The 12,285-nt window shown below is 54.3% G+C and carries 8 protein-coding genes; 7 read left to right on the top strand and 1 reads right to left on the bottom strand.

Annotated elements, in window-relative coordinates; genetic code table 11:
* Positions 1-479, top strand: a 479-nt coding sequence (locus ABU190_RS20005) for an enolase C-terminal domain-like protein (RefSeq protein WP_354692227.1), incomplete at its 5' end; no start/stop codon positions are given.
* Between the two features lie 87 nt (positions 480-566).
* On the top strand, positions 567-1,706 hold the full coding sequence (locus tag ABU190_RS20000) for a glycerate kinase (protein WP_071193826.1): 1,140 nt from the start codon (positions 567-569) through the stop codon (positions 1,704-1,706).
* Between the two features lie 49 nt (positions 1,707-1,755).
* On the opposite strand, the gene barA is transcribed toward ABU190_RS20000, so the two are convergent.
* Positions 1,756-4,506 (bottom strand): two-component sensor histidine kinase BarA, encoded by a 2,751-nt coding sequence (gene barA / locus ABU190_RS19995; RefSeq protein WP_039077705.1) that lies wholly within the window; start codon positions 4,504-4,506, stop codon positions 1,756-1,758.
* Positions 4,507-4,562: 56 nt separating this feature from the next.
* Between barA and rlmD the strand changes: the two genes are divergently transcribed.
* The 5 genes from rlmD to eno all read left to right on the top strand — a co-directional run bounded on the left by rlmD (position 4,563) and on the right by eno (position 12,252).
* On the top strand, positions 4,563-5,861 hold the full coding sequence (gene rlmD / locus ABU190_RS19990) for a 23S rRNA (uracil(1939)-C(5))-methyltransferase RlmD (RefSeq protein ID WP_354692226.1): 1,299 nt from the start codon (positions 4,563-4,565) through the stop codon (positions 5,859-5,861).
* Positions 5,862-5,913: 52 nt separating this feature from the next.
* Positions 5,914-8,154 carry a GTP diphosphokinase gene (relA, locus tag ABU190_RS19985; protein WP_039077703.1) on the top strand — a complete coding sequence of 747 codons (2,241 nt, stop codon included), beginning with the start codon at positions 5,914-5,916 and terminating at the stop codon, positions 8,152-8,154.
* A 68-nt stretch (positions 8,155-8,222) separates the two neighbouring features.
* Positions 8,223-9,014, top strand: coding sequence for a nucleoside triphosphate pyrophosphohydrolase (mazG, locus tag ABU190_RS19980; protein WP_108700705.1), 792 nt, complete (start codon positions 8,223-8,225; stop codon positions 9,012-9,014).
* A gap of 223 nt (positions 9,015-9,237) precedes the next feature.
* Positions 9,238-10,875, top strand: coding sequence for a glutamine hydrolyzing CTP synthase (gene pyrG / locus ABU190_RS19975; RefSeq protein WP_039077701.1), 1,638 nt, complete (start codon positions 9,238-9,240; stop codon positions 10,873-10,875).
* A gap of 78 nt (positions 10,876-10,953) precedes the next feature.
* Entirely contained in the window at positions 10,954-12,252 is a 1,299-nt protein-coding gene (gene eno / locus ABU190_RS19970) for a phosphopyruvate hydratase (protein ID WP_039077700.1), read from the top strand.
* Positions 12,253-12,285: the final 33 nt, after the last annotated feature.

Genomic DNA, 12,285 nt, shown 5'->3' with positions numbered 1-12,285 from the left:
CCAACATGATTGCCACCGACTGGCGTCAGATGGGGCACACGCTGTCGCTGCAGTCGGTGGATATCCCGCTGGCGGACCCGCACTTCTGGACCATGCAGGGCTCCGTGCGTGTGGCGCAGATGTGCCACGAGTTCGGCCTGACCTGGGGCTCCCACTCCAACAACCACTTCGACATCTCACTGGCGATGTTCACCCACGTGGCGGCCGCGGCGCCGGGTAAAATCACCGCCATCGACACCCACTGGATCTGGCAGGAAGGCAACCAGCGTCTGACCCGAGAGCCGTTTGAGATTAAAGGCGGGATGGTGCAGGTGCCGACAACGCCGGGTCTGGGCGTGGAGCTGGATATGGATCAGGTGATGAAGGCGCACGAGCTGTATCAGAAACACGGTCTGGGCGCGCGCGACGATGCAATGGGGATGCAGTACCTTATCCCCGGCTGGACGTTCGACAACAAACGTCCTTGCATGGTGCGTTAATGGAATTGCCAGCCCATGCCCGGGCTGGCATTTTCCAGAAGCTTCCGGGTATATGCTTGCGGCAGTGAATATGCGTAAGGATGGCTTATGAAAATAGTTATCGCACCTGACTCTTATAAAGAAAGTTTGAGTGCTCTGGATGTGGCGACCGCGATTGAAAGCGGGTTTCGCGAAATTTTCCCGACGGCTGAATATGTAAAATTGCCGGTTGCGGATGGTGGAGAAGGGACGGTTGAAGCCATGGTTGCCGCGACCTGCGGGCGCATCGTTTCGGTTACAGTCAAAGGCCCGCTTGGCGAACACGTCGACGGATTTTATGGCCTGTCAGGCGACGAAAAATGTGCATTTATCGAGATGGCGGCGGCCAGTGGCCTTGAACTGGTGCCACCCGCGCAACGCGATCCGCTTGTCACCACCTCATGGGGAACCGGCGAGCTGATTCGCCATGCGCTGGACGCAGGCGTAAAGCATATCATCATCGGGATTGGCGGCAGCGCCACCAACGACGGTGGAGCGGGGATGGTGCAGGCGCTGGGGGCGAAATTGCTGGATAACGAAGACCAGCAGATTGGCCCGGGCGGTGCGGCACTGGAAACGCTCGCCAGGATCGATATTCGTGAGCTGGACAAACGTCTTGCGCAGTGCCGCATTGAAGTGGCCTGCGATGTGACGAACCCGCTGACGGGTAAAGAGGGAGCTTCGGCAATCTTCGGTCCGCAAAAAGGCGCGACACCGAAAATGATCGCCCGGCTGGATCAGGCGCTGGGGCACTATGCGAAGATCATTGCCCGCGATCTGGATCAGGATGTGCTGAACCTTGCAGGTGGTGGCGCGGCAGGGGGAATGGGTGCTGCGCTGTACGCATTCTGCGGCGCGGAACTGCGTCAGGGTATTGAAATCGTGACCGATGCGTTAGCGCTGGATAAACATGTTGCTGATGCCGACCTGGTGATCACTGGCGAAGGTCGTATTGATAGCCAGACGGTGCACGGCAAAGTGCCGGTTGGCGTTGCGAAAGTGGCGAAACGCTATAACGTGCCGGTTATTGGCATTGCGGGTAGTTTGACGGCGGATGTGGGTGTTGTGCACGATCACGGTATCGATGCGGTTTTCAGCGTGATTTATAAAATTTGTACGCTGGAAGATGCGCTGGCCAACGCCGGTGAAAACGTGCGTATGACCGCGCGTAACGTGGCGGCTGTACTGAAAATTGGGCAGGGCAGATAAAACGCTTTGTCCTGGTTATTACCCTCTCTTGTGGGAGAGGGTATCAGGATTATCCCATCATTTTACGGGCATCGCGGGTAACGTTATCCATCTCATCAAGCAGTTCCAGAAACTCCGGTTCCAGTTCCTCAGCAGGCACACCGCTGCGTAACTGATGCTCAATAAGCTGACAGAGGTTTTTCAGCCGCGGTACGCCGCTGTAACCACAGCTTCCATGTAGTTTGTGAATCAGATCCAGCAACCCTTCTGGCGCCTCGCCAACCAGTTGTTCTTCCACTTTGTTGCGAATCTCAGGCAGGAAAGCCACCAGCATTTGCAGCATCTCGCGCGCCAGATCCGGTTTTCCCGCCGCCTGACGCAGCGCCAGTTGCCAGTCCAGCGTCACATCCGCCGGCACATCGGGTTCGACAGGCTCCGGCGCTGCAACAACATTACTGGCCAGCGCGCCGGGCTTGTAGCGCAGCAGCAAATTGTAAAGCTTGTCTTCTTCAATCGGCTTTGCCAGATAGTCATTCATGCCTGCGCTCAGCAGCTTCTCTTTCTGCCCCGCCATAGCATGGGCGGTCACCGCAATCACCGGCGTTTGCTGTTGATGCGGAAGCTGGTGAATCAACTCACAGGCGCGGATACCGTCCATGCCTGGCATCTGAATATCCATCAAAATGAGATCGAACTGCATCTGCCTGGCCCTTTCCACCGCCTGAGGTCCACTGTCGCACAATTCAACCTGTTGCACCTGGTCTTCAAGCAGCGCACCGATCAATTTCAGGTTGGCAGGGTTGTCATCCACCGCCATCACCGTCATCGGCAGCTTGCTCATATCTACCGAGTCCATCTGACGGGTTGAACAGCAATACTCTGTCAGGGCGGGCAGCAGTCGCGTTGAGGTTAACGGTTTGAGCAGACAAGCCGCCGCGCCATCTTGTTTCAGCGCTTCGGCGTTAATCTGGGCGTGGCAGGGCAGCGCCAGCAGCAGATGATCGGTCATCGCCGCGGCGGCAGCGAGTTTCTCATGCTGCATGGTCAGCGGTTCATGGAACGTGACCGGAACAGACAACAGCAGAATGTCATAGTGATCCGGCGGTAGCGCTGAGAACGACGGACTGTAAATTACCTCAAGTGGTGTGGTGCTCAGTACATCCAGCGTGCTTTGTGCCGCGGCGGCGTTCGGTTCGATATAGGCAAGGCGTTTACCCGCCAGACAACCGGTAACAGGGCCTTCGGAAACCGCGTTCGGGTTCAGGTCCAGGTTGATATGGAACCAGAAGGTGGAGCCGCGATTAGGCTGGCTGTGGAAAGAGATGTCGCCACCCATTTCGTTGACCAGCCGTTGGGTGATAACCAGCCCCAGGCCGGTACCGCCGTGGCGACGTGAAATACTGGCATCGGCCTGGCGGAATGCCTGGAACAGGCGCGACTGATCCCGCTCCGGAATACCAATCCCGGTATCGCGGATTTGCACCTCAATTTGCACTTTATTGTTACTTATCGAGCGCCGTTCAACGTGGATATCGATATTACCGTTTTCGGTGAATTTGATGGCATTGCCCACCAGATTGGTGATCACCTGTTGCAGTCGCAGCGGGTCGCCAATGACGTTATCCGGCACATCATTTTTGATATTTAGCGTCAGCTCCAGCCCCTTATCGTGGGCGGAATGCGCCAGCAACGTCACCACATCATCCAGCGCGCTGCGTAACGGGAACGGGATACTCTCCAGAATCAGTTTCCCGGCTTCAAGTTTCGAAAAATCAAGCACATCGTTGATGATAGCCAGCAGGTTGTTGGCCGAGCGTTCAATGGTCAGCATATGGTCGCGCTGGGTGGGATTCAGCTCCGATTTCAGCGTCAGGCGGGTGAAACCGATAACCCCGTTGAGCGGCGTACGCAGCTCGTGCGACATATTGGCCAGAAACTCAGATTTAATACGCGCCGCTTCCTGGGCGCGCTTTTTCGCCAGGTCCAGTTCAACGTTCTGGATCTCCATCTGCTCCAGGGTTTCGCGCAGATCCGAGGTGGACTGATCGATATTGTGCTGCATCTCTTCGTGATAGGCCGCCAGCGACATTGCCATTGAATTAATGCCGTTCTTAAGCATGTCCAGCTCGCCGAGCATAAACCCTTCCACCCGGCTGTCCAGTTGGCCGCGGCGGATACGGTCAACCGTGTTAACCATATTGCGAATCGGCCCGGTGACATCGCGCATGAGTCGCCAGCCGAAAATGAGCGCAATACCGATACAGAACAAAATCATCAGGCTTGAGATGAAAATTTCTTTGTACTGTTGCAGACGAACGGATTTGAGATCCAGTTCCAGCGCCACATACCCCAGCATATTACCGGCGGGCTTGGCATCGGATATGGCGGACTCATCCGGCGAGTAACCCTCCGAGATGATAGGCGTGCGCAGGATCATCAGGTCTCCTTTACGCGTTACGCTTAATCGCCGGGGGAGTGCAGACCCGTCTGCGAGGCGTAACTCACCCGGATCGAGTTGAAAATTTGAGGTAACGAACAGATGATTTTGCTCATCATAAATGGAAATGCCGCGCACGATTTCGGAATGGCGACGGTGCAATACGCTAATCAGTTGCCCAATAGCCTCACGGTCTTGCAACGTCATGCTGTATTCGCTGGAGACGGCGAGCGGTTCAATGATACTGGCACCTGCGTCTTCCAGTTGACGCTGTAAGTCGTTATAGCGGTGAACGACGAAGAAGATACTCAACAGCACACCGATCAATACGGTCGGGGCGAGGATCAGGATCATCATGCGCGCACGCAGGCTGTAGTTGGTCATGGGGTTCCGTTATGGGAGAATGTGGCCATTATCTGTAATTGAGAAAATTCTCGGCAATGGCGCAATTCTACTCTGCAAAACGGCGCGTGACGACGCGTCAGATCATAACTGTCACAGTAAACGACCTCGATCCCTTTGGGCAGGGGGTTGCGCGACATAATGGTAAGGCGTTGTTTATCCCCGGATTGTTGCCGCAAGAAACGGCGGAAATTACCCTGATTGAAGACAAGCGACAGTTTGCTCGGGGTGAAGTAAAACGCCGTCTGAACGACAGTCCTGACCGTGTTGCGCCGGTATGTCCTCATTTCGGGGTCTGCGGCGGCTGCCAGCAGCAGCATGCGAGCGTGGTCCTGCAACAGCGTAGCAAAAGCGCCGCCCTTGCCCGTTTAATGAAGCACGATGTCGAAGAGATTATCTGCGCGTCGCCCTGGGCCTATCGGCGTCGGGCGCGCCTGAGTCTAAGCTGGCAGCCTAAAACTCAGCGTCTGGAGATGGGGTTTCGTAAGGCAAATGCCAGCGACATCATTAACGTCTCACGTTGCCCGGTCCTGGTGCCCCGTCTTGAGGCATTACTTGCGCCCTTGCACACCTGTCTGGCGAGCCTAAAAGCGGTGCGCCATTTGGGGCATGTTGAACTGGTGTTGGCGGATAATGGTCCGCTGATGGTTTTGCGCCATACAGCGCCGCTGAGTGCTGCTGACCGGGAAAAACTGGAACGCTTTTCGCATTCCGAGGGACTGGCGCTTTTTCTGGCGCCCGAAAGCGAGATACTTGAACAGGTTACGGGAGAATCTCCCTGGTATAACGCTGACGGGCTACGCTTAACGTTCAGCCCGCGGGATTTTATTCAGGTCAATGACGGCGTAAATCAGCAAATGGTTGCCCGTGCGCTGGCATGGCTTGATGTGCAGCCGGACGAGCGCGTACTGGATCTTTTCTGTGGGATGGGCAATTTTACCTTACCGTTGGCAAAAATGGCGGCAAGCGTGGTGGGCGTTGAAGGGGTTGGCGAACTGGTCGCGAAAGGGCGTGAAAATGCCCGACAAAATGGTTTGCAGAACGTGACCTTTTTTCACGAAAATCTGGAAGAAGATGTCACAAAGCAGCCGTGGGCGCGTCAGGGTTTTGATAAAATACTTCTTGATCCCGCTCGTGCGGGTGCCGCTGGTGTTATGCAATACATTGTAAAATTAGCGCCCGGCAAAGTAGTGTATGTTTCCTGTAATCCGGCGACGCTCGCGCGTGACAGCGAAGCGTTAGTCAATGCGGGTTACCAGATTAAGCGGCTGGCGATGCTGGATATGTTCCCGCACACTGGGCATCTGGAATCCATGGTGTTATTCGAGCACAAGTGATTAATTTCGGCTTGTCGAGTTCGACAGGCTCGGTCCCTTAAAGGAGAGGACAATGGTTGCGGTAAGAAGTGCGCATTTGAACAAAGCGGGTGAATTCGATCCTAAGAAGTGGATCGCCAGTCTGGGTATCTCCAGCCAGCCGTCGTGTGAACGCTTAGCCGAAACCTGGGAATATTGTCTGCGACAAACACAGGGACATCCTCACGCCGATCTGCTGTTATGGCGCGGTGTTGAGATGGTGGAAATCCTCTCCATGCTCAGTATGGATCTCGATACGCTGCGAGCGGCGCTGCTGTTCCCGCTGGCAGATGCCGATGTCGTCAGTGAAGATACCCTGCGTGAAAGCGTGGGCAAATCGATTGTCGAGCTTATCCATGGCGTCCGGGATATGGCGGCTATTCGGCAGTTGAAAGCCACCCATACCGATTCCGTCTCCTCTGAGCAGGTGGATAACGTGCGGCGTATGCTGCTGGCGATGGTGGACGATTTCCGCTGTGTCGTCATCAAGATTGCCGAACGTATTGCCCATCTGCGTGAAGTGAAAGAAGCGCCGGAAGACGAACGCGTGCTGGCGGCGAAAGAGTGTACAAACATCTACGCGCCGCTGGCCAACCGCTTAGGGATCGGCCAGCTCAAATGGGAACTGGAAGATTACTGCTTCCGCTATCTGCATCCGGCGGAATACAAACGCATCGCCAAATTGCTGCATGAGCGCCGTATCGACCGCGAACACTATATTGAAGAGTTTGTTGGGCACCTGCGTTCAGAAATGAAAGAAGAGGGCGTAAAAGCCGAGGTTTATGGCCGTCCTAAGCATATTTACAGCATCTGGCGCAAAATGCAGAAGAAGCATCTCGCCTTCGATGAACTGTTTGATGTCCGGGCGGTGCGCATCGTTGCCGAGCGTCTGCAGGATTGCTATGCCGCGCTCGGTATCGTCCACACCCATTATCGCCACCTGCCGGATGAGTTCGATGATTATGTCGCGAATCCGAAACCGAACGGCTACCAGTCTATCCACACGGTAGTTTTAGGGCCGGGGGGCAAAACCGTAGAAATCCAGATTCGTACCCGGCAGATGCATGAAGACGCCGAGCTGGGCGTGGCCGCGCACTGGAAGTATAAAGAGGGCGCAACGACAGGCACCAACAGCGGCGGGCGTGGTTATGAAGACCGCATCGCGTGGCTGCGTAAACTGATTGCCTGGCAAGAAGAGATGGCCGATTCGGGCGAAATGCTCGACGAGGTACGCAGCCAGGTGTTCGATGATCGGGTCTATGTGTTTACGCCGAAAGGCGACGTGGTGGATTTGCCTGCCGGCTCCACGCCGCTCGACTTCGCTTACCATATCCACAGCGATGTGGGGCACCGTTGCATTGGGGCGAAAATCAGCGGACGTATCGTACCGTTCACCTATCAGTTGCAGATGGGCGATCAGATAGAAATCATCACCCAGAAGCAGCCGAACCCGAGTCGTGACTGGCTGAACCCGAACCTGGGGTACGTTACTACCAGCCGTGGCCGTTCCAAAATCCACGCCTGGTTCCGTAAGCAGGATCGGGATAAAAACGTCCTGGCAGGGCGTCAGATCCTTGATGACGAACTGGCACATCTCGGTATCAGCTTGAAAGAGGCAGAAAAACAGCTACTGCCGCGTTACAACTTTAACGATCTGGAAGAGCTGCTGGCGGCGATTGGCGGCGGCGATATTCGCCTCAACCAGATGGTCAACTTCCTGCAGTCGCAGTTCAACAAGCCGAGCGCGGAAGAGCAGGATGCCGCGGCACTGAAACAGTTGCAGCAGAAAACCTACGCGCCGCAAAATCGCAGCAAAGATAATGGCCGGGTAGTGGTGGAAGGGGTGGGTAACCTGATGCATCACATTGCGCGCTGCTGCCAGCCGATCCCCGGTGATGACATTGTTGGTTTTATCACCCAGGGCCGTGGGATTTCTATTCACCGGGCGGACTGTGACCAACTCGAAGAGCTGCGCACCCACGCGCCTGAGCGCATCGTCGATGCAGTGTGGGGGGAAAGCTACTCGGCAGGTTACTCGCTGGTGGTGCGTGTGACCGCCAACGATCGCAGCGGATTGCTGCGCGATATCACGACCATTCTCGCTAACGAGAAAGTTAACGTTCTGGGCGTCGCCAGCCGCAGTGATACCAAAGAGCAACTGGCCACTATCGATATGAATATTGAAATCTACAACCTGCAGGTGCTGGGCCGTGTGCTTGGCAAGCTGAACCAGGTGCCGGACGTTATCGACGCGCGTCGATTGCACGGCGGTTAAATCCACTCTTCTGTAAGCCGGGTAAGGCGACGCCGCCACCCGGCATTTTTTTTCATCAGGACAGAACTATGACTCAAATCACCCGCCTGCTGGGTATCATGCAACGTCTGCGCGATCCGGAAAATGGCTGTCCGTGGGATAAAGAACAGACCTTTGCCACCATCGCACCCTATACCCTGGAAGAAACGTACGAAGTGCTGGATGCCATTTCCCGCGAGGATTTCGACGATTTACGCGGCGAATTAGGCGATTTACTGTTCCAGGTGGTGTTTTATGCACAAATGGCCCAGGAGCAAAATCTGTTCAACTTCGACGATGTGTGTGCGGCCATCAGTGACAAGCTGGAGCGCCGTCATCCGCATATTTTTGGTGACGCGCAGGCGGAAAACAGCAGTGAAGTGCTGGCCCGCTGGGAGCAAATTAAAAGCGCTGAACGCGCCGAAAAGTCACAGCATTCCGCGCTGGATGACATTCCTCATAGCCTCCCGGCATTGATGCGTGCCCACAAAATCCAGAAGCGCTGCGCAACCGTGGGCTTTGACTGGACCTCCCTGGGGCCGGTGCTGGACAAAGTCTACGAAGAAATCGACGAAGTGATGGATGAGGCAAAACAGGCTGTCGTGGATGAGGCGAAACTGGAAGAAGAGATGGGCGATTTGTTGTTCGCAACGGTCAATCTTTCGCGTCATTTGGGGGTAAAAGCGGAAGTCGCCTTGCAAAAAGCGAACCTGAAATTTGAACGTCGTTTCCGCGAAGTTGAGCGGATCGTTGCCGCTCGCGGCCTGGAAATGAGCGGAATCGACCTGGAAGCGATGGAAGAGGTATGGCAGCAGGTAAAACGCCAGGAAACTGATATCTAAAGATATTATGCTTTCAAGTGCGATTTGTATGATTTTTTAAATAACAAGCGCTTGATTTACGTCAAAATCATTTTGCTGAAAGTGGCTATTTTCTCACTCCTTATTACAGGTGAGGTTAGGGATAAGGGGTGAGAATGAAAGTTTGTGAGGCACGCCCTGTTCAGGTATACTACTTTCCCGTCCTGGTTATTCCATCGTTTCACCCTAACTTCTCAGGTTCAGCATGACAACGAACTATATTTTTGTGACCGGCGGGGTCGTATCCTCTCTGGGTAAAGGCATTGCCGCAGCCTCCCTCGCAGCCATTCTTGAAGCCCGTGGCCTCAATGTGACCATGATGAAACTGGATCCGTATATTAACGTCGATCCGGGTACCATGAGCCCAATCCAACACGGGGAAGTGTTCGTTACCGAAGACGGCGCTGAAACCGATCTGGACCTGGGTCACTATGAGCGTTTCATCCGCACCAAGATGACCCGTCGTAACAACTTCACGACTGGCCGTATCTATTCCGAAGTGCTGCGTAAAGAGCGCCGTGGCGACTACCTGGGCGCGACCGTTCAGGTTATTCCGCACATCACCAATGCTATCAAAGAGCGCATCATCGAAGGCGGTGAAGGCCATGATGTAGTGCTGGTGGAAATCGGCGGTACCGTAGGCGATATCGAATCGCTGCCGTTCCTCGAAGCGATTCGCCAGATGGCCGTTGAAGTGGGTCGCGAACGCACATTGTATATGCACCTGACGCTGGTGCCTTACATGGCCGCTTCGGGTGAAGTCAAAACCAAGCCGACCCAGCACTCAGTAAAAGAGCTGCTTTCTATCGGTATTCAGCCTGACATTCTGATTTGTCGTTCCGATCGTGCCGTGCCGGCAAACGAGCGTGCAAAGATTGCTTTGTTCTGTAATGTTCCGGAAAAGGCGGTTATCTCCCTTAAAGACGTCGATTCCATTTATAAAATTCCGGGCCTGTTGAAATCGCAGGGGCTGGACGATTATATTTGTAAACGATTCAGCTTGAACTGCCCGGAAGCAAATCTGGCCGAATGGGAACAGGTTATTTACCAGCAGGCGAACCCGGTAGACGAAGTCACCATCGGTATGGTCGGTAAGTACATTGAACTGCCGGATGCCTATAAGTCAGTTATCGAAGCGCTGAAACACGGTGGCCTGAAAAATCGTGTTACCGTCAACATCAAACTGATCGATTCGCAAGATGTTGAAACACGTGGTGTCGAAATTCTGAAAGGTCTGGATGCTATTCTGATCCCTGGCGGTTTCGGTTATCGCGGTGTGGAAGGTAAGATCGCCACCGCACGCTACGCGCGTGAAAACAATATTCCTTATCTGGGCATCTGCCTGGGGATGCAGGTTGCGCTGATCGAGTTTGCTCGCAACGTTGCAGGTATGGAGAATGCCAACTCGACGGAATTTGTGCCAGACTGTAAGTACCCGGTTGTGGCGCTCATTACCGAATGGCGTGATGAAGAAGGCAAGATTGAAGTACGTTCGGAAAAGAGCGATCTCGGTGGCACCATGCGCCTCGGCGCACAGCAGTGCCAGCTTGGCGACGACAGCCTGGTCCGTCAACTGTATGGCGAGCCGACCATTGTCGAACGCCATCGCCATCGCTATGAAGTGAACAATCTGCTGTTGAAACAAATTGAAGCTGCGGGTCTGCGTGTTGCAGGCCGTTCCGGCGATGATCAGTTGGTCGAGATCATCGAGGTGCCAAATCATCCGTGGTTTGTCGCTTGTCAGTTCCACCCGGAATTTACTTCTACGCCGCGTGACGGGCACCCACTATTTGCAGGCTTCGTGAAAGCCGCCAGTGAGTACCAGAAGCGTCAGGCGAAGTAAGAGTTAGAACGGCAGTGCACCCAAATGGGTGCACTGTTTGTCTGGAGTTTTAGTTTAACTTGTACTGAGGAAATCCTAATGTCCAAAATCGTTAAAGTCATCGGTCGTGAAATCATCGACTCCCGTGGTAACCCGACTGTTGAAGCCGAAGTACACCTGGAAGGTGGTTTCGTTGGTCTGGCAGCTGCTCCGTCAGGTGCTTCTACCGGTTCCCGCGAAGCGCTGGAACTGCGTGATGGCGACAAATCTCGCTTCATGGGTAAAGGCGTACTGAAAGCGGTTGGCGCGGTTAACGGCCCGATCGCTCAGGCAATCCTGGGCAAAGATGCCAAAGATCAGGCTGGCATTGACAAGATCATGATCGACCTGGACGGTACTGAAAACAAATCTAACTTCGGTGCTAACGCAATCCTGGCTGTTTCTCTGGCGACTGCTAAAGCTGCTGCTGCCTCTAAAGGCCTGCCGCTGTATGCACACATCGCTGAACTGAACGGCACCCCGGGCAAATACTCCATGCCGGTTCCGATGATGAACATCATCAACGGTGGTGAGCACGCTGACAACAACGTAGACATTCAGGAATTCATGATTCAGCCGGTTGGAGCGAAATCCCTGAAAGAAGCGGTACGTATGGGTTCAGAAGTGTTCCATAACCTGGCTAAGGTTCTGAAATCCAAAGGTATGAACACGGCTGTTGGTGACGAAGGCGGCTATGCGCCGAACTTGGGTTCTAACGCTGAAGCGCTGGCTGTTATCGCAGAAGCTGTTAAAGCTGCGGGTTACGAGCTGGGCAAAGACATCACTCTGGCGATGGACTGCGCGGCTTCTGAATTCTACAAAGACGGTAAATACGTTCTGGCTGGCGAAGGCAACAAAGCATTCACCTCCGAAGAATTCACTCACTTCCTGGAAGACCTGACCAAACAGTACCCGATCGTGTCCATCGAAGATGGTCTGGACGAGTCTGACTGGGCTGGCTTTGCTTACCAGACCAAAGTTCTGGGCGACAAAATCCAGCTGGTTGGTGACGACCTGTTCGTAACTAACACCAAAATCCTGAAAGAAGGCATCGAAAAAGGCATCGTTAACTCCATCCTGATCAAATTCAACCAGATCGGTTCTCTGACCGAAACTCTGGCTGCGATCAAAATGGCGAAAGACGCTGGCTACACTGCTGTCATCTCTCACCGTTCTGGCGAAACTGAAGACGCTACCATCGCTGACCTGGCTGTTGGTACCGCTGCTGGCCAGATCAAAACTGGCTCTATGAGCCGTTCTGACCGCGTTGCTAAATACAACCAGTTGATTCGTATCGAAGAAGCTCTGGGTGAACAAGCGCCGTACAACGGTCGTAAAGAGATCAAAGGTCAGGCATAAGCCTGTCTTTCTCTGAAATGAAAATGCCAGCCC

This window comes from Phytobacter sp. RSE-02 (assembly GCF_040578655.1).
Taxonomy (GTDB): Bacteria; Pseudomonadota; Gammaproteobacteria; order Enterobacterales; family Enterobacteriaceae; genus Phytobacter; species Phytobacter diazotrophicus.
Note: the sequence above shows the minus strand (reverse complement) of the source record. Positions and strands in the feature narration are given on the sequence as shown.